The organism is Leifsonia sp. Soil_N53, from assembly GCF_057655165.1.
The window spans coordinates 210784-232981 of record NZ_JBDGMM010000063.1 but is presented as its reverse complement, the minus strand read 5'-3'; the positions used below and the strand labels follow the sequence as shown (position 1 = coordinate 232981).

Below are 22198 nucleotides of genomic sequence, written 5' to 3'. Positions count from 1 at the left end.
CCAACTACCTCTGAACGAGCGAGGCTCGGCTCACACCATCTGCCGGGCCTTGCCCACACTGTCCAGCAGCGACGAGCGCATCAGCATCGCGCGGTGGCGCACCGGGTCCGCGGCCGTGGCCGCCAGCTCCGCGGCGCGCAGCCGGCGCTGCTCCGGGTCCGTCTCCTCCAGCCGCTTCTTGTTGGCGACGGTCTGCTGCTGCACGAACTCGATGTTGAGCTCGCGGCGCCTCCGTTCGTACAGATCGAGACGCACGTCATCCGCTCCTCTGTCGACCTCGGTCACAGCCGCCGCGAACTCGACCGCGTCGTGGATGCCGCAGTTGAGCCCCAGGCCTCCTATCGGGTTGTTGACGTGCGCGGCGTCGCCGGCGAGGAACACGCGATCCGACCGGAAGGATGCGGCCACGCGCTGGTGGACCCGGTACGTCTTGCGGTGCACCACGTCGGCGGCGGGATCACCGTGCTCGGAGAGCCGGGACAGCCTGCGGTGGACGGCAGCGTCGGACATCGCCTCCTCGTCGGTCTCGTCCGCCGGGGCCGGGAACACCGCACGCCACCGCCCGCGGCCGTCGTCGCCGGCGACCTTGAACAGGTTCACCCACTCCTCCGGGTCGGCGAAGTAGTTGCGGTACGAGCAGTCCCACTCGGCCTGGAAGTCGAAGGTCGTGGTCAGCACGAGGAAGCGCTCGGGCCAGGTGTAGCCGTCGAAGGCGATCCCCTGCGACTTGCGCACCGTGCTGCGGCCGCCATCGGTGCCGACGGCGTAGTCGCCGGTGAACCGCTCGGTCTCGCCGTCGCGCTCGGCCGTCACGACGACACCCGTCGCGTCCTGGTCGATACCGGTCACCGTCGCACCGAGGTGGATGTCGACCGTGTCGTATCCGGCCAGGCGGGCCAGCGCCATCCGCTGCAGCTTGTGCTGCTCCAGCTGCACCACGAACGGATAGGGCGTGACGTCGGCGAGGAGTCCGTGGTCGAGCCGCGCGATCAGACTGCGGGAGGGGCGGTCCCAGTGGTCGAAGTAGCGGGCCACGAGACCACGCTCCACCACCTCGTCCATGAGGCCGAGCTCGCCGAGCATCTCCAGGGTCGAGGGGTGCAGGGTCGCCGCGCGCGGGGACTCGTCCACCGCCGTCCCGGCCTCGAGGAGCGTGACCTCCAGACCCTGCCGGGCGGCCGCCAGCGCAAGCACGGCACCGACCGGCCCGGCGCCGACGACGACGATCCGGGTGGCCATCAGGCGCGCGCCTCCGCCGTCACCGTGCCCGCCTCGGCCTGACCCACCGATGTCACCGCCGACAGCTGCTCGTACAGCCAGCGTCCCGACCGGCCGAACCAGTCGAGCCCGGCGAGCGGCACCCGCAGCGGTCCGCTGCGTGCGCGGGCGCGCTCGGGCGAGTCCATCACCTCGGTGCTGGCCAGCTCGTGGAGGGCGATGTGCGTCCACGGACCGCCTTCGCCGTCGAGCACCCGGTAGCGGCGCACGCGCAGCCAGTCGTCGGCCTCCAGCAGCATCGGCACGTGCTCGGTGCCGTACCAGCGGTCGAACTCCGTCTCCCATTCCTGCGGCACGCTGAAGGCGACGACCGACAGGAACGTGCCGTGCACTGGGTCGCCGTCGTCGGAGACCTGCTCGCACGTGAAGCGGGTGAAGCCGTTCACGGCGCCCAGCATGCGCCCGGTGAGCGCGGACGGCGAGGTCTTCACGCGGCGATAGCCGTCGGTCTCCAGTGCGGCCAGCGAGTCGAGCTCGTAGACCGCCAGGTACTCCGGCTCGCCGTCCAGCGCCCGCAGCCGGCGGGCGCCGCGGAAGCCCGGGAGCCCCATGCGCGCCGGGATGTGGTCGGTGTCGTACCACTCGTGGAATTCGCCGACCAGGTCGGCCGGGGGCTCCATCTGGGAGAACAGCATCGCGGGGTTCATCGAACGGTCCGACATGTCACGCCTTTGCTCGGGGGTGGGGTGTTCCTGCTTCTGGTCACGCGGACGACGCCGTCGGTGACGACGCAGGCGACGGCGGGGATGTCGCCGATGGCGAGGGCGCCGAACGCGTCCGCGGCTGTGGAACCGATCGGTGCGTCGAGCACGACCAGGTCGGCGGGTGCGCCGACGCGCAGCCGGCCGGCGTCGAGCCCGTAGACGTCGGCGACGTTCCCGGTGGCGGCCGTGACGACCTGCTGCGGCGTCATCGGACCGAGTGAGGCCAGCTCCGCCATGCTGCGCAGCATGCCGAGGGGGATGACACCGGTGCCGGTGGGCGTGTCCGTCGCGATGAGGATGCGATGCAGCGCGCCGATCGCCAGCGCACGCTCGGCGATGTCGATGGCCGAGCGGAGGTTGCCCGCCTGCACCAGCTGGAGCGCGATCCTGTCGCCCTCCTCCACGATGGCGCGGTTCTCGTCGGCGGTGAGCGAGGTGGGGCCGCCGTTGATGTGGCCCGCGACCTGCGGGCGCATCTTCAGCAGCAGCTCGGCGTCGATCTTGGCCTTGCTGCCGGGGATGGATCCGCCGCCGGAGTGGCACATCACGACGATCCCTGCCGCCTTCGCGTCGGCCACCATGGGCACGTACTCCTCGGCGTCGGGGAAGGCTCCGAAGCCGCCCTTCGCGAAGCGCACGCCGGTCTCGCGCAGCTCGCGGAAGTCCGCTGCCGTCAGCCCGGGCTCCAGGATGACGGCGCCGCCGTGCACGGCCATCCCACCCGGCCGGTAGTGCTGGAATGCGCGCTGGGCGGCGATGGCGAGGGCCTTCACACCCACCCGGTCGGTGGGGCGGCCGGGCACGTGCACTTCGCTGGCCGAGATGACGCGCGTGGTGCCGCCGTGGACATAGCTCTCGAGGAAGCCGACTGTATTCTGCCGCGGCGTGAAGTCGCCGAAGGTGGTGTGCACGTGGCTGTCGATCAGCCCGGGCACGACGGTGGCGCCGGCGGCGTCGATGACCGTCTCGTGGTCGGCGGCCGACACGTCCGCCGAGTCGCCGATCCAGGCGATGGCGCCGCCGTCCGTCACGACGGCGTCGCCCGGCAGCGCGGAGCCGCCCAGCGAGCCGTCGTGCGAGGCGCCGATGTTGATGACCGCGATGCTCAATGCAGGCCGTCCCCGACCGCGTCGGCCGCCCGGAGGCCGCCCACCCGGTCGTGCGGCCGACCGCCGGTGGCGACGGCGACGGCGATCACGAGTTCGTCGGGCTTGGGCGCGTCCGGCAGTGCAATGGTGACGGCGTCGTAATGGGAGCGCACATAGAGGGCGTCCTTGTGGGCGAGCGGAAGGTCGAGCACGGTGCCGGGCACCCCGATCTTGCTGGCCGACGAGATCCACGCGACGCCGCCGCCCACGGCATCGCGGAACGCGTCTCCGAAGACGGTGGTGACGCAGGCCACCACATGCTCCTGCTCGCCGGCCGTGCCGGCGATGCCGCCCTTGCCGTAGCTCTCGACCGGCCGGCCGCCCAGCAGAGCGACCGCGCGGCGGCCGAGCTCGGTGCCGAGGGCGGCGCTGGGCGCGGTGAGCGACGAGAGGTCCTCCACCCAGCGCCCGGCGAACGGGTTGGCGATCACGACGGCGACGGCGGCCTTCAGCAGCGGCTGGTCGAGCACCGGTCCTCCGGCGTGGCGCACCTCCTCCACCTGCGCGTGCCAGGAGCGCACGGCGTACGCGCCGTAGACCTCCTGCAGTGCGTCGGGCTGTACGGTTTCGATGGTCATCGGTAGTCCTCCTCGAGTGCCAGTAGCCAGGGCGCCGCCAGCTCGACCAGGGCGTCGCCCGAGGTCTCGAAGGCGTGCCCGTTCGAGCCGGGCTGCGACGGCAGCAGCACGGAGCGCACCGACGGGGCGATGCCCGCGGTGGCCGCGGCCTCCAGCTGGCCCGGCTCGAAGTAGTTGATGACGGGGTCGTGCTCGTCGCGCACCATCAGCAGCGGGTAGGGGATGCGCGCGATCCAGTCGATGCTGCGCGCACCCGCGGTGCCGGTCTGCCGGTAGGTGAGGAAGTGCGCGGCGGTGACCGTCATCTCGCGTCCGCCCAGCCAGCGCATCGGCTCGGGCAGGACACGCGCGAAGTCGCCCTCGTTCGCCGCCGCGACCGCGGCTTCGCCGAGCCGCCGGTATGCCGCCTCGTCGTCGATCAGGAGGTGCCTCGACTTCCAGGGCAAGTCGGCGAACATCCCGGTCAGCAGTACGCCGACGATCTCGCGGTGGAAGTGGGTCGCCGCGAAGAAGCCGACCTGGCTGGTGCCCAGGCTGTGCCCGTGCAGCACGATGCGCTCGTAGCCGAGGTCGCGCGCGGCCCAGAAGGCCGCCTCGATGTCGCGCACGGTCGCGTAGAAGCTGTCGGTGTTGACCGCGTCGAGGGACTGCCGGGTGTCGATGGCGAGCACCGGGACGCCCGCGGCGGCCAGCCCCTGCGAGAGCAGGTGCACCGGCTGGCTCAGGATGCTGCCGCCGCTGCCGTGGATGCTGATGACGAGCGGCGCGTGCGCCGCCGGCGCGTGCGGTGTCAGCAGCACGCCCGGCCCGGTGCGCCCGTCGAGCGAGGTGAGTTCGAGGAAGGCGGCCGCCGCGCCGTCCGGTGCCGTGTAGGCGCCGTGCGGCTCGGGGGCGGCGTCGAGCATCCGGTACGAGACCGTCGCCGCGGTGCGTGTGGAGGTGTCCGTCATCTGCGTGCTCACTTCCCGGTGTAGACCAGCGACGAGTAGTCGACCGTGCCGGTGAAGCCGGCGAACTTCTTCATCGCGTCGCCCCAGATCTTCAGGTCGCCGGGCGTGACCGTGGTGGTGTACTCGACGATCGGCGACACCTTGGCCTGCGCGATCGGTACCTTCGTGTAGTCGGCCACCACCTGGTACGCCTTCTCCTTGTTCTTCGCGATCCACTCGTCGGCGGACTTCAGCGCCGCGCGGAAGCCTTCGACGGCGGCCGGGTTGGCCTTCGCCCAGGTCTCGGACGCCGCCCAGTAGGTGCCGCCGAGGTAGCCGCTCGTGAGCGCCCGCTCGGGGTCGCCGAGCGACGTCAAGCCGTCGGCCTTGGCTGTGCTGATGAACGGGTAGATCATCTCGGCCGCGTCGATCTGCCCGGCCTTCAGCTGGTCGGCCATGTTGGGCGTCGGCACCTGCACGAACTGCACGGACGCGGGATCGACGCCGTGCTTGGCGAGCCAGGCCTTGGTCGCGGTGTTGAGGTTGCCGGTGAGCGTCGGCGAGCCGATCCGCTTGCCCTTGAGGTCGGCGATGCTGGAGATGCCGTCGCGCACGTAGACCTGCACGCCCTGGTACTGCGACGAGTCGCCGTCGTTCCCCGAGATCATGACCGCTTTGACGCCGGCGGAGGCCGCGCGGATGAGGATGGGTGCCACCGTGAAGCCGACGTCGTACTGGTTGCCGAGCAGCGATGGCACCACGGTGATGTCGGCGAGCGTGGTCGTCGTGACGTTCAGGTGGTTGGCGGCGAAGTAGCCCTCCTTCTGCGCCACGACGATGGGCAGCGAGTCGCTGGTGTTGTTGAGGGCCATCCGGACGGTGGTCGTGGCCGCGCCGGAGGCGGCCGAGGAGGCCGGGGCGGCCGAGCCGGATCCGGCGCTGCAGCCCGCGAGGGCGATCGCGGCGGCGGCCGCGGCGGCGAGGGCGCTGAGTGCGCGCATGTGACGCATGTCGTCTCCCAAGAGGTGAGGTGAGCTGTGGACGGGTTGCTCTCGGCCCGGGCCGAAGCAGTTAATTCAAGACACTGACTTGAGTCAAATAACGGGCTCGGATTCATCCTGCACCACCGAATGTTTCACGCGGGTAAATTGTTCACCTAGGTCATTGACTTGCAGAAAGCAGTATTCAACGATGACTCCCATGACCACTGCTTCGCCCACCCTGCCGGAGGCGGCCGCCGATGCCGACGCCCACGCTTTCTCGTGCACCGATCTCTTCGTCGAATACCGCAGGCAGAACGACTCGCTGCGCGTGCTCGAAGACGTCTCGTTCTCGTGCGCGCCCGGGGAGTTCGTGAGCATCCTCGGCCCGTCCGGCACCGGCAAGACCACCCTGCTGCGCATCCTGGCCGGGCTGCTCGCCCCCGGCGATGGCTCGTCCGTTCGCTTCGAGGGGGCCCCGCTGACCGGGCCCAACGACGGTGTCGCCATCGTGTTCCAGAACTACGGCGCATCGCTGCTGCAGTGGCGCACCGTCGAGCGCAACGTTGCGCTCGGGCTGGAGGGGCGCGTCGACAAGGCGGAGCTGCGCAGCCGCGTGACCACAGCGCTGGAGTTGGTCGGGCTCGCCGACCGCCGCGGCGACTACCCGTGGCAGCTGTCGGGCGGCATGCAGCAGCGCGTGCAGATCGCGCGGGCCTTGGTGACGCAGCCGAAGGTACTGCTGATGGACGAGCCGTTCGGAGCCCTCGACGCGATGACCAAGAACCAGCTGCAGGACGAGCTCCTGCGCGTGCGGCGCCTCACCGGCACGACCGTGGTGTTCGTCACGCACGACATCGACGAGGCGGTGTACCTCAGCGACCGGGTCCTGGTGCTCTCGGGCAAGCCGGCCCGGATCACCACCGAACTCGCGGTGGACCTGCCGAGCCCGCGCGACCAGGTGACGACCAAGGAGGACCCCGCCTACCTCGCCGCCCGGCACGCCGTCTATGCAGCCCTGCAGGGCGCCCACTGATGGCCGTCGCCGTCGCCGGCCGCGTTGCGCCCGGTCGCCGCCTGGGCCGCGGCCTCCTCGTCGGACTCATCGTCCCGGTCGCGCTCGTTCTGGTCTGGCAACTCCTGAAATCGATCGGCGCACTGCCGTACCAGAATATCCCCGCCCCCACCGACATCGGCGCCGCTGCGGTGCAGCTCGCCGCGGACGGCCAGCTCGGCGGCAACTTCCTGCACACCCTGCTCGCGTGCCTCGCCGGGTGGGCGCTCGGCTCGGCGCTCGGGGTGGTCCTCGGCACGGCCCTCGGGATGTCGCGCTGGACCTGGACCTACTCGATGGCGTCGGTGGAGGTGCTGCGCGCCATCCCGGCGATCGCGTTCATCCCGATCGCCGTGATCGTGCTCGCGCAGACCCTGCAGATGGAGATCGCCATCACCACGTGGGTCTCGATCTGGCCGGTCGCAGTCAGCACGATGAACGGCGTCGCCGGGGTGTCGCCCGCCCACAGCGAACTGGCACGGAGCCTGCGGATGTCGCGGATGGAGCGCATCCGCAAGCTGGCCCTGCCGACCGCCGCGCCGAAGATCCTGGTCGCGCTGCGCCTGAGCCTGTCCGGCGCGTTCGCGCTCGCCATCGTGGCCGAGATCGTCGGTGATCCCGCCGGGGTCGGCTACGCGCTCGTGAACGCCCAGCAGCAGGTGCGGCCCGACATCATGTTCGCGTACATCGTGCTGATCGGCGCGGCCGGCTTGGTCCTGAACGCGCTCATCACACTGGCGTTCCGCCGCCTCGCGCCCGGTTTCCACCTCGCCCAGACCTCGGGAGGCTCCGATGGCCGTTGATCTGACCGCAGCTGTCCGAACCCGGGCGACCCGCCCCGCACGGCCGCGGCGCACGGCCCCGCTGCGCGGCCTCCTGCCCCTGGTCGCGCTGCTCGCCGTGTGGGAGCTGGTGGGCGCCTTTCAGCAGAGCACGTTCTTCCCCCCGCCGTCGCAGTGGGTGACCCAGACCGCGACCCTCGCCGCCGGAGGCGCCCTGTTCGCGTCCGTCGGCCAGACCCTGGTGACCTTCGCGCTCTCGCTCGTGATCGCCACCGTGCTGGGAACGGTGCTCGGCATCCTGGTGGGGCGCGTGAGCGTGCTCGACCGCCTGCTGGGCCCGACCCTGGACTACCTGCGGTTCCTCCCCGGTGTCGCCCTGGTGCCGCTGGCGGTGCTGTTCATGGGCTACACCCAGTCGATGGAACTCGGCGTCGTGGTCTTCGGGGCCCTGTGGCCGGTGCTGCTGCAGGTCCGGCTGTCCGCCCGCGAGATCGACCCGATCCTCATGGACGTGCGGCGCAGCCTGCGCATGGGACCCGTCGCCACGTTCGTGAAGATCATCCTGCCCGCGGTCACTCCCGGCATCATGCTGGGCGTCGTGATCACGGCCCCGCTGACGCTCGTGCTCGCCTTGGTGGTGGAGATCAGCACGCAGGTCTCCGGCATCGGGAAGCTGCTGGAGGACGCGCAGCAGTCCTTCCTCTCGGCGCAGGTCTTCGGGCTGATCGTGATCGTCGGCGTGCTCGCGCTCGCGGTGAACGCCGTCCTGGCGCTCGTCGAAGCCCGGCTGCTGCGGTACCGGCCGCCGGCGGAGTAGGTGCCGGACGGTGTCAGTGCGCGTGCGGGTGCGCGTGCGCGTCGGGGTCGATGTCGGCGTCGGCGAGCAGTTCGCGCAGCCGCGGGTCGGAGTCGAGCCCCAGGTAGGACGCGAAGGTGGCCAGGGCCCCGAGCTTGCTCTCATCGCTGAGAGTGCGGTGGAACTGGAACACCTTCTCGTGCACCTCCAGGTCGATCGCCCGCAGCAGCTCGACCCCGCGCGGGGTCGCCCGCACCAGGATGACGCGCTTGTCCACACTCGTCCGGTACCGCTCGAGCAGTCCGTCCTCCTCCAGCCCGCGCACCAGCCGGGAGGTGAGCGCCGGCGCGATCGCCAGCCGCTCGGCCAGCGTCGACACCGACAGCGGCTCGTCGGCCCCGAAGACCTGCAGCAGTGCCTGGTGCCGCAACGGCTGCAGCCCCGCCGCCACGGCCTCCCCGTCGAGCAGGTGCAGAATGCGCCGCATCACGTACCGCCCGTGCGCGATCGCGCGCACGTGTGTCGCGAAGTCCGCCTCGCGCGCCTCCCCCGCTCCGCGGGCCCACACGCGTCCCGGCGGCAGGTGCGCCTCTTCCGGCTCCGCACCCGCCGCGTTCACGGCGGCGCGGGCCTCCGCCTTCGTCCCCGGGCTCTTCGCCATCTCACCCCATCGAATAGTGTCCGTAAGTCAATGACTTAGAGACACTGTATTCGACGCGCGCGGATGCCGGGAGTGTGCCGCGCCCAGCGGACGCGCCCCGGCGTGCGCACGCCGTCCAGCGCCACCGCTATGAGGACCTTCTACGGCCGCGTGTGGGACCGCCGGCCCCTCGCGGTCACCGCAGCGTGAGCGCGGTCCACGAGACCGGCGGAAGCGAGATGCGGACTTCGTTCTCGACGATGCGCGCGCTGTCATTGGCTTGAGGGCGACGCGCTCCGGGTCGGCCAGCGTGTTGGCCGCGTGGATGTCGTCGTCGTGGAGGCTCACGATCCAGTCGACGGAGACGTCGCCGAGGATGCTCGTGTCGATGCCGATCTCCACGGTGTCGGTCATGCTGCGATTGACGAGGAAGACTGCGGTGTCGCCGGTCTCCGGATCGTGCGTCGCCACGGCATCCACCACCGGCACCTCGCCGTAGCGCTCTGTCGGATACGTGGGGCATTCGAGCTTCAGCTCGAGCGTGCGGCCACGCGCGAGGCGCGACATCACGGCGAACGGGAAGAACGTCGTCTGCCGCCAGGCGCCTCCGCCCGGCTCCGTCATGATCGGCGCGATGACGTTGACCAGCTGGGCGAGGCTCGCGGCGGTCACTCGGTCGGCATGGCGGACGAGCGAGATGAGGAGGTTGCCGAAGACCACCGCGTCCATGACCGAGTAGGTGTCCTCGAGCAGCCGTGGCGCGACCGGCCAATCGTCGACGTCGGTGATCCGGTCGACCTCGGCATACCGCGACTGATACCAGACGTTCCATTCGTCGAAGGAGATGTTGATCGTCTTGTCGCTGCGGCGAACCGCCTTCACATGATCCGCGGTGGCGACCACCGAGTCGATGAATCGGTCCATGTCGACGGCAGACGCGAGGAAGCTCCCGTAGTCGCCCCCCAGGGGCTCGTAGTACGCGTGGCACGAGATGAAGTCGACCTCGTCGTAGGTCTCCTCCAGCACCGTGCGCTCCCAGGAGCCGAAGAGCGGCATCCCCGCGCCGGAGCTGCCGCAGACGACGAGCTCCAGCGTCGGGTCGTATTGCCGCATCGCCCGCGCGGTCTTGACGGCGAGCCGGCCGTACTCGCGGGGTGTCCCATGGCCCACCTGCCACGGGCCGTCCATCTCGTTGCCGAGACACCACATGCGGATGTTGTGCGGCTCGCGCGAACCGTTCGCGATCCGGAGATCCGATAGGGCGGTCCCGCTGCGGTGGTTGGCGTATTCGAGCACGTCGAGGGCCTGCTCGATGCCACGCGTACCGAGGTTCACGGCATACATGAGCTCGCCGTCGACCTTGCGGAGCCAGCGCGCGAACTCGTCCAGTCCGACCTCGTTGGTCTCGGTCGAGTGCCAGGCGAGGTCCAGCCGTCGCGGGCGCTGATCCACCGGCCCGATCCCGTCCTCCCACCGGTAGTCGGAGACGAAATTGCCGCCCGGGTAGCGCACCGTCGTCACGCCGAGCTCCCGAACGAGTTCGGCGACGTCGTTACGGAATCCGTCTGGATCGGCCTGTGGGTGACCGGGTTCGTAGATGCCGTCGTAGACGCACCGTCCGAGGTGCTCCACGAACGAGCCGAAGAGGCGGCGGTTGATGGGACCGACCACGAAGTGCGGGTCGATGGTGAGATGTGCAGAAGTCACGGTTCCTCGCGGGGTCGATGCGGCATGAACGGTTAACGGGTGCTGCGCTACTTCAGGCTGCCGATGGCCAGTCCCCCTCGCCAGTAGCGCTGCAGCGTCAGGAAGGCGATGATGAGGGGGATCACCGAGACAAGCGAACCGAGGACGATGATGCTCCAGAGGCTCTGCCCGCCGGCCGCGCCATAGGTCGATGCGGTGGACTGCCACAGACCGATTCCGACCGTCACCGGGTAGAGCCGGTTGTCCGAGAGCATCGCGAGCGGGAGGAAGTAGTTGTTCCAGCAGGAGACCACCGACAGCAGCAGCACCGTGACGATCGCGGGACGCAGAAGCGGGAGCGCCACCCGGAAGAAGGCGCGGAACTCGCCCGCGCCGTCGACCCGTGCAGCATCCAGAAGCTCATCCGGCACGGCGTCCCGTGCGTACACCGCCATCAGGTAGACCCCGAACGGGTTCAACAGGCTCGGGATGATGACGGCCCAGATGGTGTTGGTCAGCCCCGCGACCGAGAACAGCACGAACGTCGGGATCACCAGCGCGGTCGCCGGCACCATGACCGCTCCGAGGAGGATCGAGAACGATGCCCGGCGCCCGGCGAACCGGTATTTGGCGAAGCCGTAGCCGGCGAGCACGCAGAGTGCTGTCGCGCCCACACCGCCGACGACCGCGTAGAGGGCCGAGTTCAGCAGCCAGCGCCCGTAGATGCCGCCGCCGTAGGTGAACAGTGCGACCAGGTTGCCCAGGTAGTCGACGTTCGAGCCGAACCACAGCGCCGGACCACCGCCGAAGAGCTCGGCCGTGCTCTTGGAGCTGTTGACGATGACCCACCAGAACGGGATGAGGAAGTAGATGACGAGCACACCGAGCACGATATGGATGGGCACGCCGCCCGGCGTCCGCGTCGTGCGCTTGCGCTCGACGTTCATGGTGTCCATGCGTTCACGGAGTTCATGGCGTTCATGACAGGATGTTCCCCCTCTTGCGGGTCGCGAACATGAAGATGTAGACGCAGACGAAGACGACGGCGCCGAGCGCGAACGAGATCGCGGAACCGTAGTTGTAGTTCGCAAGCGAGAACGCCTGCTGGTACGCGTACATGTTCGGGGTGAAGTCGTTCGGGATGGCTCCGGCCGCCAGCGGCTGCAAGATCTTCGGTTCGTTGAAGAACTGGAGGGTGCCGATGAGTGCGAATACGAGGATCAGCACAAGTGCGGGTGCGACGAGGGGGATCTTGATCCGGAACGTGATCTGCCACTGCGACGCGCCGTCGATGCGCGCTGCCTCATATAGCGTCGGGTCGATCCCCTGCAGCGCGGCGTAGAGGATGATCATGTAATAGCCCGCCCACTGCCAGGTCACGACATTGAGCAGGCCGTAGAAGATCAGGCCCGTGCTGAGGAAGTCCGGCGCCGGTTTCCCGAAGGCTCCGAAGATGTCCGCCAGTGGCCCGAAGTTCTCGCTGTACAGGAACCCCCACATCAGCGCGCCGATGACCGTGGGGATCGCATACGGCAGGAAGATCATGAGCCGCGAGAACCGGGCGAACCGGGTGACGACGATGTCGAGCATCAGGGCGATGGCGAGTGACACGGCCATCTGGAGTGGGATGAGCACCAGCGAGAAGCTGATCACGAACTGGACGCCGCTCAAGAACGACGGGTCGCTGAACGCCTTCAGGTAGTTGCCGAACCCGACGAATCGGGTCCCTCCGATCAGCGACTTCTGGAACAGGCTCAGGTAGAGCGCGTAGCCGATCGGCAGCACCAGGAGGCCGAGGAAGATGATGCCGAACGGGCCCACGAACAGCCATCCGATGGCGTTCCTGCGGGTATGGGTCGTACGGCGACGTCCTCGTGGCCTGCCGGTGCCGTCACGGGCTTCGACGGTGTTGGCGGTTGCTGCGGTCATGATTCCTCCGGATCGGGAAGGGATCGTGGAGGGCCGGCCCTCTCCGGGCCGACCCTCCACGCGGGCTCACTTGACGGTGAACCCTTGCTCCTTCGCGTACTTGACGACGTCGTCCTGCAGCGCATCGGCCGCCTGAGACCCCGTCTTGGAGCCGTCGTTGATCGCGGCGATCTGCTTGGTGAACGCGGAGTAGTAGTACTGCCCGATCGGGGTGTACACCATGCCCTTGTAGGCGTTGGCCGCCGGAACGTAGACCTCCTTGTTGGCCTGCTGCCCGTTGAAGAACTTGACCTCGGCGTTGACGAACGCGGGATCCTTCAGCACGCTGAGGTTGAGCGGGAAGATGATCTGGTTCTCCCACCCGTCCTTCAGCGATGCATCGTCGGCGTAGACGCCGAACGCGACCTTCGCGGCGAGCTTGGGATCCTTGGCCTGCTTGGTGACCGAGAAGGCCGAACCACCCCAGTTCACCGAGATCGGGTTGCTCGGGTCCCACTGCGGCAGCGGAGCAGTCGCCCAGACTCCCGCGTCCGCGCCCTTGCCCACACCTGCGCCCTGCAGGTAACCGGGCGCCCACGCGGCCGAGAGGTACGTGGCGTACTTGCCGCCGATCACGCCGGAAATGTACTCCGGGGTGAACTGGTCCTGCTTCCCGACCAGCCCCTTCGAGACGAGCCCGGCCCAGTAGTCGAGCACCTGCTTGGACTTGTCGTCGTTCAGCTTGATGCCGATCGTGCCCTTATTGGCGGTGTTGTAGGTGAACGGGGTGGCACCGTTGTTGTAGAGCAGGGCAGTCACGTAGGCCGGCTGGTTCGCCGGGAAGTCGCCGAACAGCGGGCCGCCGGCATCCTTCACCTTCTGGGCCGCAGCGGCGTACTCATCCCAGGTCTTCGGGGGAGTCGTGATGCCGTACTTCTGGAAGATGTCCGTGCGGTAGATCATGCCCATCGGACCGCCGTCGATCGGAGCGCCGTAGACCCCGTCCCCGACGGACACGTCCTTCCACGCGCCGTCGCTGAAGTTGTCCTTCATGTCGTTGTAGCCGAGGCCCTTCAGGTCGACGAGAGCATCCTGCACCTGGAAGGTCGGGATGCGGTCGGCCTCGAGCATGACGACATCCGGAGCACCTTTGCCCGCGCTTACCGCGGTCTGGAACTTGTCGTACTCGGCGCCGCCGGCACCGGCGTTCGTCCAGCAGACCTGGACGTCGCTGTGCGCGTTGTTGAAGTTGTCGACGACCTTCTGGGTGTTCGGATACCACGCCCACAGCGTGACGACCGGGGCGTCCTTCTTCACGATCTTGTTCGTGCAATTGGACGTGTTCGCGTTGGCGCCATCGGTGCTCGAACCCCCACCGGATCCGGTACAACCGGCCAGTACTCCCGCGACCACAAGACTCGCCATGACGGCGATGACTCTGCTTCTGTTCACTGCTCGATTCCTTTCGGATGCTGAACCTCATTGTTGGTGCACCGCAATGCCGCGAACGGCGTGTGTCGTCGACATCGACGGCAACGCATCCGTTTCGGCGGATGCGGAATCGCAATCTACAACGTTGCATTCTCACGTTGTAGGAACGACTATGACTACCGAGCGCTTAGGTGTCAAGCAGTTTTCGGTACTCTGAGGGGCCGCGCGAAGGAGCGTCAATGACAACTACCCTGCACGATGTCGCCCGGGCCGCCGGCGTGTCGATCAAGACCGTTTCCAACGTGATCCATGACTATCCGTACGTCCGCCCCCTGACACGGGCGAAGGTCGAGGCCGCGATCGCCGAGCTGGGCTATCGTCCGAACCTGTCGGCACGCGGGCTGCGATCGGGCAGGACGGGCGTGATCGGGCTGAGCGTGCCGAAGCTCCGGGAGAACTACTTCGCCGAGCTCGCCGACGCGGTCATCCAGGCCGCGCAGGAGCGGGGGCTCGGAGTGGTCGTCGAGCAGACCAACGAGGTTCGCGAGACCGAGATCCAGTCGCTCACCGGGGGGCGGCTGCGATTCCTCGACGGGTTGCTCTTCAGCCCGGTGAGCCTCGGCCAGGACGACGTGGAGCTGCTCGACGTCGACTTCCCGCTCGTCCTCCTCGGCGAGCGGATCTTCGCCGGGCCGACCGATCACGTCACCATGCACAACAGTTCCTCCGCCGTGGCGGCCGTCGAGCACTTGCTGGGTATCGGTCGACGGCGCATCGCCGTCGTCGGTGAGATCGACGAGCGACCGGATGTCGCCAGCTCGGCCAACCTCCGGCTCGAGGGATACCGTCAAGCCCTGGAGTCCGCCCGGATCCCGTTCGATCCTCTGCTCGTCCGCCGTGTCGACGGGTGGACCCGACAGGCCGGTGCCGCCGCCATGAGAGCGCTCCTCGCCGACGGCGTGGACTTCGACGCGGTATTCGCCCTCAACGACACACTTGGCCTCGGCGTCCTCCGCGCGCTTGGAGAGGCAGGCGTGCACGTGCCCGACGACGTCGCGGTCATCGGTTTCGACAACATCGACGAATCGCAGTACTCCGTGCCGTCGATGTCCACGGTCGACCCGGGCCGGACCGAGATCGCGCGGCTCGCCGTCGACCTGCTGATCGAGCGCATCAACGAGAAGGGCGATCGCCGCCCGCCCCGCACGCTGCGCCCCGACTTCCGTATCGTCCGCCGCGAGTCGACCGGGTTCCCAGGCGAGGAGGAACGCGCGAACTGAGAGCATCACCCGCTAAACCGAAAACCCCCCGGAACCGTGAGATTCCGGGGGTTTTGTAGCGAGGGCGGGACTCGAACCCGCGACACCACGATTATGAGCCGTGTGCTCTAACCACCTGAGCTACCCCGCCGGGGTCTCCCGTCGTCGCGACCGGGAGACGGAGCCCCCTGTGGGAATCGGACCCACTACCTCTTCCTTACCAAGGAAGTGCTCTACCAATGAGCTAAGGGGGCGAAGCCGGGGCATCCGGAGAGGTCCGGGCCGTTTTCGGCAACCGTACGAGGATACCATCCTCGCGCGGGTGCTTCGTACCACCCGGACCCCCCGGTGAGCCCCGTTTCGCGTGACCTCGGCTGCCGGATCAGGCGGCCTTCGCGGCCTCCGATGCGCCGTCGAGCGCGGCGAGCTCGTCGGCCGTCAGCTCGAGCTCTACGGCGGCCAGGAGGTCGGGGAGCTGGTCGAGCGTGCGGGCGCTCGCGATCGGTGCGGTGATGGTCGGCTGGGCGGCGAGCCAGGCGATCGCCGTGGTGGCGACCGAGACGCCGTGCGCGGCCGAGACCTCGTCGAGTGCCGCGAGGACGCTGCGGCCGGTCTCGTCCAGGTACTTGGACGCGCCGCCGGCGCGCGCGCTGTCGACGGTGACGCCGTCGCGGTATTTGCCGGTCAGGAAGCCGGCGGCGAGCGCGAAGTACGGCATCACGCCGAGCTGCTCCCGCTCGGCCAGCGGACGGTACTTCTCCTCGTACGCGCGCTCCACGAGGTTGTAGTGCGGCTGGAGGGCGACCGCGCGGTGGAGGCCTTCGCGCTCGGTGATGGCGAACCACTCCTCGATGCGCTCGGGCGAGTAGTTGGAGATGCCGATGTAGCGGACCTTGCCGGCGTCGACCAGCTCGGAGAGCGCGGCGACGGTCTCCTCCAGCGGCACCGACTGGTCGTCGAAGTGCGCGTAGTAGAGGTCGATGTGGTCGCTCTGCAGGCGCTCGAGCGAGGCGTCGGCGGCACGGCGGATGTTGTCGGCCGCGAGTCCCTTGAAGTCGGGGTGCTGGCTCACCTTGGTCGCGAGCACCACGTCGTCGCGGTTGCCGCGGGCCGTGAACCACTCGCCGAGGATGAGCTCCGAGTCGCCGCCGGTGTTGCCCGGCACCCATGCCGAGTAGCCGTCGGCCGTGTCGACGAAGTTGCCGCCCGCGGCCGTGTAGGCGTCGAGCACGGCGAACGAAGTGTCGCGGTCGGCCGTCCAGCCGAACACGTTTCCACCCAGTGAGAGCGGGAAGACATGGAGGTCGGAGGTCCCGATGGCGCGGCGCGGTGAAGTCATTCCGTGATCCTTTCGTGGCTGTCAACTCACGCTAACGCCGGGCGGCCCGGGCTATTCCGAATGTGTCGAAGATGTGAAGACGTGAACTTCCGGCCGTACTGTGGAGGAATGACCCCCGCCCCCGCTGCCGCTCCGGAGCGCGCGCTCAGCGCCGACTGCAGCTCGTGCTCGGGGCTGTGCTGCGTCGCGCTCGCGTTCGCGCGGTCCGCGGACTTCGCGTTCGACAAGCCGGCGGGCGAGGAGTGCGTGAACCTGGACGACGGCTTCGGCTGCCGCATCCACCCGCAGCTCCGCGAGCGAGGCTTCAAGGGCTGCACGGTGTTCGACTGCTTCGGCGCCGGCCAGCTGGTCACGCAGCACACCTTCGAGGGCAGGTCGTGGCGCACCGACGCGGGAGTCCGCGCCGAGATGTTCGCGGTCTTCCCGATCGTCCGCCAGCTCCACGAACTCCTCTGGTACCTCCGCGAAGCCCTCGCGATGCCCGCCGCCACGGCACTGCGTCCCGCTCTTCGCGCCTCCTGGGACGAGGTCGCGGCCGCCGCCGACGCCTCGCCCGCCCGCATCCTCGAACTCGATATCGACGAGTTGCGGGATCCCGCGGCCGCGCTGCTGCGGGAGGCCGCTGCCCTCACCCGCGCCGCGGCGACCCGGGATGCCCGCCCGGCCTCCACCGTCCCTACCCGCAGCAAGCGCCCCCGCGTGCGCGCCGGCGCCGACCTGCGCGGCGCGGATCTCCGCTGCGCCGCCCTCCCGGGAGCCGACCTCCTCGGCGCCGACCTGCGCGGGGCGGACCTCCGCGCGGCCGAACTGCGTGGCGCCCTGCTGATCGCGGCCGACCTCCGCGACGCGGACCTGACCGCCGCCGAGCTCATCGGGGCCGACCTGCGCGACGCCCGGCTGGACGGCGCCCTCCTCGACCGCGCCATCTACCTCACGCAGCCCCAGGTGGACGCGGCCCAGGGCGACGCCCGCACCCGCCTCCCGGCTGCGCTGCGCCGCCCGTCGCACTGGGTCCGCGCACCTCACTGAGCGGACCGCGAAGCCGCCGCACCCCCCTCCGCACGGTCCATCACAACCCACCCGTTCCCCTTTCACCCGGCCTGGAGGGCTACCATTGCTCGCAGCGCCGACGACGGCGCGCCGATCCCGGTGCCGCAGCGACGGCGTGCGGTGAATGGCGGCGCCCCCGACCGTTCGCTGACGCGCGTTCGCTGGGACACTCCGTCCTCCGCCAAGACAGGTGATCCTCATTCCGACTTCCGAATCCTCCCGCACGCTCTCGCCCAGCACGCCCGGCCGCGAGTGGTGGCGCTCCGCGGTCATCTACCAGGTGTACCCGCGGTCGTTCGCCGACGACGACGGCGACGGGATGGGCGACCTGCCCGGCATCACCCGCGGTCTCCCCGCGCTGCGCGCCCTGGGCGTCGACGCCGTCTGGCTGTCGCCGTTCTACACGTCCCCGCAGAACGACGCGGGCTACGACGTCGCCGACTACCGCGACGTCGACCCCAGCTTCGGCACGCTCGCCGACTTCGACACGCTGCTGGAGACCGCGCACGGCCTCGGGCTGCGGGTCATCATCGACATCGTCCCGAACCACTCCTCCAGCGATCACGTCTGGTTCCAGGAGGCCCTCGCCGCGGCCCCCGGCAGCCCCGAGCGCGGGCGCTACCTGTTCCGCGACGGCGCGGGCCCGGACGGCGACGAGGCGCCCAACAACTGGGAGTCCATCTTCGGCGGCCCGGCCTGGACGCGGATCACCGAGGCGGACGGCACCCCCGGCCAGTGGTACCTCCACCTGTTCGACAAGTCGCAGCCCGACTTCGACTGGGAGAACCCGTGGGTGTGGGAGCAGTTCCGCGACATCCTCCGGTTCTGGCTCGACCGCGGCGTCGACGGCTTCCGCGTGGATGTCGCGCACGGCATGATCAAGGAGGCCGGCCTCCCCGACTACACCCCGCCCGCGAACGCCGGCAGCATGGGCGGCGGCGCCGTCGCGACGACCACCGGCGGCATCGTGCTGGAGCCGGAGATCAGCGCGCACGCCGAGGGCGAGCCGGTGACGCCTCCCTACTTCGGCCAGGACGGCGTCCACGACATCTACCGCGACTGGCACACCGTGCTGGAGGAGTACGAGGGCGACCGCGTGCTCTGCGGCGAGGCCTGGGTCGAGCCGATGGAGAAGCTCGCCAACTGGGTCCGGGCCGACGAGATGCAGCAGACCTTCAACTTCGGCTACCTGGAGACGCCGTGGGACGCGGTCGCGCTCCGTGCGGTGATCGACCGTTCCATCGCCGTGTTCGCCAGCGTCGGCGCCCCGAGCACGTGGGTGCTCTCCAACCACGACGTGGTCCGGCACGCGACCCGGCTCGCGCTCACCGGCGACAACCCGCAGGGCCACGGCATCGGGCCGAAGTCGGCCGGCATCCCGGACACCGCATTCGCCCTGCGCCGCGCCCGCGCCGCGACGGCCCTGATGCTGGCGCTGCCCGGCTCGGCGTACCTCTACCAGGGCGAGGAGCTCGGCCTCCCGGAGGCCATCGACCTCCCGGACGACGCGCGCCAGGACCCCACCTGGTTCCGCACGAACGGCGAGCGCTACGGCCGCGACGGCTGCCGCGTGCCCATCCCGTGGGAGGGTTCGGACCCGTCCTACGGGTTCGGTCCCGGCCCGAAGAGCTGGCTGCCGCAGCCCGCGATCTGGGCCGAGTACACCCGCTCGTCCCAGGAGGGCGTGCCCGGGTCGACTCTGACCATGTACCAGGAGGCGCTGGTCGCCCGCCGCGAGCACGACCTCGCGTTCGGCGAGCTGCGCTGGTCGAACGCGGGCGAGGACGCGCTGCTGTTCCGCTCGGGGCACGTCACGGTCGTCGTGAACTTCGGCAAGGCTCCGCTGCAGCTCCCCGAGGGCACGGTCATCCTGGCGAGCGCCCCGCTCGAGAACGGCATGCTCCCCCGCGACACCACCGCCTGGCTGGTCTGACCCGCAGGTCTGCCCCCGCCTGCCACTCCGAACGGAGGAGATCCGGCCGTCCCCCGGCCCGATCTCCTCCGTTCGCCGTTCCCCGCCGGCGTGTCGGAGCGGATCTCCTCCGTTCAGACCGGCGGGTCAGCTCGCGTTGGCCCGCAGCCATGCAACGGGGTCCACGGCCGTTCCGTTCACCCGGATCTCCAAGTGCAGGTGCGGCCCCGTCGAGATGCCGGTGTTGCCGACCGTCCCGACGATGTCGGCGACGGCGATCCGCTGTCCGGCCTCCACCCGCACCGATCCGGTCTGCAGGTGGCAGTACTTGCTGCTGACCGGCTTCCCGTCGATCACGTGGTCGATCGTGACGTTCACGCCGCAGCCGCCGTCGTCACGGGCGACGACCTCCCGGACCACGCCGTCGGCGATGATCTGGATGGGGACGCCGGCGCCCGGAGCGAAGTCCACGCCGAGGTGGTTGGTGGAGGCGCCCGCCGTCGGTGCGGTGCGCGGCCCGAATCCGGAGGTGATCGGCACCCCGACCGGGAACGGCCACTGGACGGCGCCGGCCGGGTTGTTGCGGAAGGTGTCCGCGATCCGCATCGAGCGGAGCGCGGCCACCTGCTCCCCGGAGGTCGCGGCACCGCTGTCACGGACGATCGACTCCCGCTCGGCCGAGGTCACGCTGTCGAGCGCCTGAATCTCCCCCTCGGACGCCGGAGCGTTCAAGAAGTGGGTGGAGGCGGTGCGGGCGCGGACATCGTCATGCGTGAGGAGGGCCATCGCCGGGACGGTGGTCGCGACCGCGATGCCGAGCACCGAGAGCATCGCCACGACGCTCACGCCGCGGCCGAACCGAGGCTCGCGCGCCCGCTGGGCCGCTAGCTCGCGCTGCCGCACCTCCCGGCGGGTCTGTCCCCGCCCCGTGGAGGGTGCGTCGATACCCGTCCGTGGTCTGGTCTCTTGGCGCACCCGATCCAATATAACGAAACGATAACTGCCTCACCACTCGGATGGCCGGCTCGTCACTCCCAGCGCTGGTAATACCCCTGCACGAGCGGATCGAGCTGCTCGAACAGTCCCGGCGCCGCCGCGAGCAGCAGCGCCTTGCCCGCCGGGGTGTCGCCGAGCCCGCCGACGCGCGCGCCGGCCTCCTGAGCGATGAGCGCTCCCGCCGCGTGATCCCACGGGTTCAGCCCGCGCTCGTAGTAGGCGTCGAGCCGCCCGCATGCGACCGAGCACAGGTCGAGCGAGGCCGCGCCGATGCGCCGGATGTCGCGAACCTGCGGGATCAGCTCGGCCACGAAGGCCGCCTGCTTGCGCCGGATCTCCGCGTCGTACCCGAAGCCGGTCCCGACGAGCGCCAGCGGCAGGTCCACCCCGCTGTTCACCTGGATGGGTCGGCCGTTCAGCCGGGCGCCGCCTCCCGCGGCGGCCGTGAACACCTCCCCCGTGACCGGATTCACGACCGCGCCCGCGAGCGTCCGCCAGCTCGCCGGGTCGGGGTCGCCCTCCACGACGGCGACGCTCACCGCCCACGCGGGGATGTCGTAGAAGTAGTTGACCGTCCCGTCGATCGGGTCGACCACCCAGGTCAGCCCGCTGCTCCCCGCGTCGCCGCCGGACTCCTCGCCGAGGAACCCGTCCCGCGGCCGCGACGCCTCCAGCGCACTGCGGATCAGGTCCTCCGACTCCCGGTCGGCGCGCGTGACGATGTCCGTGATGCTCGACTTGGAGGCCGCGACCTCCACCCCGTCCCGCCGCCGCTGCAGGGCGAGTGCGGCCGCCCGACGGGCGACGGTGGTGGCGATCTCGAGCAGCTCGTTGGGGGTGGGCATGGGATCAACCCTGGCATCGATCGGCGGCGGAGACCACTTGACGGTAGGCGGGGTCGCTGCGGAGCGGCTCAGAACGCACAAGAGCCCGGCCGATTCGGCCGGGCTCTTCTCCCATGGTGGCGAGTGAGGGATTCGAACCCCCGAAGGCTACGCCGGCTGATTTACAGTCAGATCCCTTTGGCCGCTTGGGTAACTCGCCATGTGCGCTCCGACCACCAGTCAGCTGCTGAGCGAAGGCGCCATGTAAGGATACTCGGCGCGCGCCGCCGAACGAAATCGGCGCGGTCAGGCCGCGAGCAGCACCGTCGGGGCGTCCGCCGGGCGGGTGTCGGCGCCGTCGCGCACGAGGGTGAGGACCTCCGCCTCCGCGAACTCCGAGACCACCTGCGCGAGCAGTTCGCCCTCCGTCACGTCCAGCACCCGGCAGAGCGCAGCGAGGATCTCGGACGACGCCTCCTTGCGGCCGCGTTCGATCTCCGAGAGGTACGGGATGCTGATCCGCGAGGTCTCCGAGAGCTCGCGCAGCGTTGCGCCCCGCTCCGTCCGCAGCCGGCGGAGCACGGAGCCGATCGCGTGCCGCATCAACATGCCAGAAGCCTAAGCCGCGGCCCGGCGTCCGCGCCCGGCGGGTTCGTGGATTCCGCCCACAGCAGAATCCGCGCGTCCGGTCCCGACTTCGCGACACACCCCGGCGCATTCCGTGGATGTCGGTGGCGGCGCGCACAATCGGGGGCATGAGAACGTTGGAGATTTGCGAACGGTGCGATGGCACGGGAGCCGACCCCCGGCAGCACAGCGAGGAGATCACCGTCTGCGTCGAGTGCAACGGCGACGGCTGCCACGTCACCTACTTCGCCGAACTGCAGCAGACGGCCTGATCCGG

21 protein-coding genes, 3 tRNA genes and 1 pseudogene are annotated in these 22198 nt (G+C 69.7%); 7 read left to right on the top strand and 18 right to left on the bottom strand.

The annotated features are described in order from the left end of the window. Positions 1 to 30 precede the first annotated feature (30 nt). Genes AC3A3H_RS13275 through AC3A3H_RS13250 form a run of 6 tightly spaced genes read right to left on the bottom strand, consistent with a single transcriptional unit; the run spans position 31 to position 5638 of the window. Complete coding sequence (locus AC3A3H_RS13275) at positions 31 to 1239, bottom strand: FAD-dependent oxidoreductase (RefSeq protein WP_487615016.1); 1209 nt, start codon at positions 1237 to 1239, stop codon at positions 31 to 33. After that, on the bottom strand, positions 1239 to 1940 hold the full coding sequence (locus AC3A3H_RS13270; protein WP_487615015.1) for a hypothetical protein: 702 nt from the start codon (positions 1938 to 1940) through the stop codon (positions 1239 to 1241). Before AC3A3H_RS13270 ends, AC3A3H_RS13275 begins: the two co-directional genes overlap by 1 nt. Continuing rightward, positions 1922 to 3091, bottom strand: coding sequence for an amidohydrolase family protein (locus AC3A3H_RS13265; RefSeq protein ID WP_487615014.1), 1170 nt, complete (start codon positions 3089 to 3091; stop codon positions 1922 to 1924). The genes AC3A3H_RS13270 and AC3A3H_RS13265 overlap by 19 nt, the downstream gene beginning before the upstream one ends. Next, positions 3088 to 3708: an amino acid synthesis family protein gene (locus AC3A3H_RS13260; RefSeq protein ID WP_487615013.1), complete on the bottom strand. Its 621-nt coding sequence runs from the start codon at positions 3706 to 3708 to the stop codon at positions 3088 to 3090. The genes AC3A3H_RS13265 and AC3A3H_RS13260 overlap by 4 nt, the downstream gene beginning before the upstream one ends. Further along, positions 3705 to 4670 carry an alpha/beta fold hydrolase gene (locus tag AC3A3H_RS13255; RefSeq protein WP_487615012.1) on the bottom strand — a complete coding sequence of 322 codons (966 nt, stop codon included), beginning with the start codon at positions 4668 to 4670 and terminating at the stop codon, positions 3705 to 3707. The genes AC3A3H_RS13260 and AC3A3H_RS13255 overlap by 4 nt, the downstream gene beginning before the upstream one ends. Next, positions 4667 to 5638, bottom strand: a complete 972-nt coding sequence (locus tag AC3A3H_RS13250) for an ABC transporter substrate-binding protein (RefSeq protein WP_487615011.1) — start codon at positions 5636 to 5638, stop codon at positions 4667 to 4669. The genes AC3A3H_RS13255 and AC3A3H_RS13250 overlap by 4 nt, the downstream gene beginning before the upstream one ends. Before the next feature lie 199 nt (positions 5639 to 5837). Between AC3A3H_RS13250 and AC3A3H_RS13245 the strand changes: the two genes are divergently transcribed. From AC3A3H_RS13245 to AC3A3H_RS13235, 3 genes are read left to right on the top strand one after another with little or no spacing between them, the layout of a single operon-like run. Continuing rightward, entirely contained in the window at positions 5838 to 6653 is an 816-nt protein-coding gene (locus AC3A3H_RS13245; RefSeq protein WP_487615010.1) for an ABC transporter ATP-binding protein, read from the top strand. Further along, complete coding sequence (locus AC3A3H_RS13240) at positions 6653 to 7474, top strand: ABC transporter permease (protein WP_487615009.1); 822 nt, start codon at positions 6653 to 6655, stop codon at positions 7472 to 7474. The genes AC3A3H_RS13245 and AC3A3H_RS13240 overlap by 1 nt, the downstream gene beginning before the upstream one ends. Then, positions 7464 to 8270, top strand: coding sequence for an ABC transporter permease (locus AC3A3H_RS13235; RefSeq protein WP_487615008.1), 807 nt, complete (start codon positions 7464 to 7466; stop codon positions 8268 to 8270). The genes AC3A3H_RS13240 and AC3A3H_RS13235 overlap by 11 nt, the downstream gene beginning before the upstream one ends. 13 nt (positions 8271 to 8283) lie before the next feature. Here AC3A3H_RS13235 and AC3A3H_RS13230 read toward each other — a convergent pair whose 3' ends face one another. The 5 genes and pseudogenes from AC3A3H_RS13230 to AC3A3H_RS13210 all read right to left on the bottom strand — a co-directional run bounded on the left by AC3A3H_RS13230 (position 8284) and on the right by AC3A3H_RS13210 (position 13935). Next, positions 8284 to 8910, bottom strand: a complete 627-nt coding sequence (locus AC3A3H_RS13230; protein WP_487615007.1) for a MarR family winged helix-turn-helix transcriptional regulator — start codon at positions 8908 to 8910, stop codon at positions 8284 to 8286. 175 nt (positions 8911 to 9085) lie between these two features. Beyond that, positions 9086 to 10596 (bottom strand): annotated as a pseudogene (gene arfA / locus AC3A3H_RS13225) (arabinosylfuranosidase ArfA). Between the two features lie 47 nt (positions 10597 to 10643). Beyond that, the gene (locus tag AC3A3H_RS13220; RefSeq protein ID WP_487615006.1) at positions 10644 to 11531 is read right to left on the bottom strand and encodes a carbohydrate ABC transporter permease; all 888 of its coding nucleotides are present in this window, start codon (positions 11529 to 11531) and stop codon (positions 10644 to 10646) included. Positions 11532 to 11553: 22 nt separating this feature from the next. Next, the gene (locus AC3A3H_RS13215; RefSeq protein ID WP_487615005.1) at positions 11554 to 12504 is read right to left on the bottom strand and encodes a carbohydrate ABC transporter permease; all 951 of its coding nucleotides are present in this window, start codon (positions 12502 to 12504) and stop codon (positions 11554 to 11556) included. 66 nt (positions 12505 to 12570) lie between these two features. Continuing rightward, the gene (locus tag AC3A3H_RS13210; protein ID WP_487615004.1) at positions 12571 to 13935 is read right to left on the bottom strand and encodes an ABC transporter substrate-binding protein; all 1365 of its coding nucleotides are present in this window, start codon (positions 13933 to 13935) and stop codon (positions 12571 to 12573) included. A gap of 218 nt (positions 13936 to 14153) precedes the next feature. Between AC3A3H_RS13210 and AC3A3H_RS13205 the strand changes: the two genes are divergently transcribed. Then, the gene (locus AC3A3H_RS13205) at positions 14154 to 15194 is read left to right on the top strand and encodes a LacI family DNA-binding transcriptional regulator (RefSeq protein WP_487615003.1); all 1041 of its coding nucleotides are present in this window, start codon (positions 14154 to 14156) and stop codon (positions 15192 to 15194) included. A 56-nt stretch (positions 15195 to 15250) separates the two neighbouring features. Here AC3A3H_RS13205 and AC3A3H_RS13200 read toward each other — a convergent pair. The 3 genes from AC3A3H_RS13200 to AC3A3H_RS13190 all read right to left on the bottom strand — a co-directional run bounded on the left by AC3A3H_RS13200 (position 15251) and on the right by AC3A3H_RS13190 (position 16512). After that, positions 15251 to 15324, bottom strand: a tRNA-Met gene (locus tag AC3A3H_RS13200). A gap of 31 nt (positions 15325 to 15355) precedes the next feature. Further along, positions 15356 to 15427, bottom strand: a tRNA-Thr gene (locus AC3A3H_RS13195). 128 nt (positions 15428 to 15555) lie between these two features. Further along, complete coding sequence (locus AC3A3H_RS13190) at positions 15556 to 16512, bottom strand: aldo/keto reductase (RefSeq protein WP_487615002.1); 957 nt, start codon at positions 16510 to 16512, stop codon at positions 15556 to 15558. Between the two features lie 108 nt (positions 16513 to 16620). On the opposite strand from AC3A3H_RS13190, the gene AC3A3H_RS13185 reads away from it, so the two are divergent. Together AC3A3H_RS13185 and AC3A3H_RS13180 are read left to right on the top strand one after the other, a co-directional pair. Continuing rightward, positions 16621 to 17541 (top strand): pentapeptide repeat-containing protein, encoded by a 921-nt coding sequence (locus AC3A3H_RS13185; protein WP_487615001.1) that lies wholly within the window; start codon positions 16621 to 16623, stop codon positions 17539 to 17541. A gap of 211 nt (positions 17542 to 17752) precedes the next feature. Beyond that, positions 17753 to 19495 carry a glycoside hydrolase family 13 protein gene (locus AC3A3H_RS13180; RefSeq protein WP_487615000.1) on the top strand — a complete coding sequence of 581 codons (1743 nt, stop codon included), beginning with the start codon at positions 17753 to 17755 and terminating at the stop codon, positions 19493 to 19495. Between the two features lie 126 nt (positions 19496 to 19621). Here the strand turns inward: AC3A3H_RS13180 and AC3A3H_RS13175 are convergent, their stop codons facing one another. The 4 genes from AC3A3H_RS13175 to AC3A3H_RS13160 form a co-directional block, all read right to left on the bottom strand. Beyond that, positions 19622 to 20320: a M23 family metallopeptidase gene (locus AC3A3H_RS13175; protein WP_487614999.1), complete on the bottom strand. Its 699-nt coding sequence runs from the start codon at positions 20318 to 20320 to the stop codon at positions 19622 to 19624. Between the two features lie 182 nt (positions 20321 to 20502). Beyond that, complete coding sequence (locus AC3A3H_RS13170; RefSeq protein ID WP_487614998.1) at positions 20503 to 21315, bottom strand: inositol monophosphatase family protein; 813 nt, start codon at positions 21313 to 21315, stop codon at positions 20503 to 20505. Between the two features lie 114 nt (positions 21316 to 21429). Further along, positions 21430 to 21514: transfer RNA gene (locus AC3A3H_RS13165), tRNA-Tyr, on the bottom strand. Positions 21515 to 21600: 86 nt separating this feature from the next. Continuing rightward, positions 21601 to 21903 (bottom strand): helix-turn-helix domain-containing protein, encoded by a 303-nt coding sequence (locus tag AC3A3H_RS13160; RefSeq protein WP_487614997.1) that lies wholly within the window; start codon positions 21901 to 21903, stop codon positions 21601 to 21603. Positions 21904 to 22049: 146 nt separating this feature from the next. Here AC3A3H_RS13160 and AC3A3H_RS13155 point away from each other — a divergent pair, with 146 nt between their 5' ends. Continuing rightward, the gene (locus AC3A3H_RS13155) at positions 22050 to 22193 is read left to right on the top strand and encodes a hypothetical protein (protein WP_434316366.1); all 144 of its coding nucleotides are present in this window, start codon (positions 22050 to 22052) and stop codon (positions 22191 to 22193) included. Positions 22194 to 22198 lie beyond the last annotated feature (5 nt).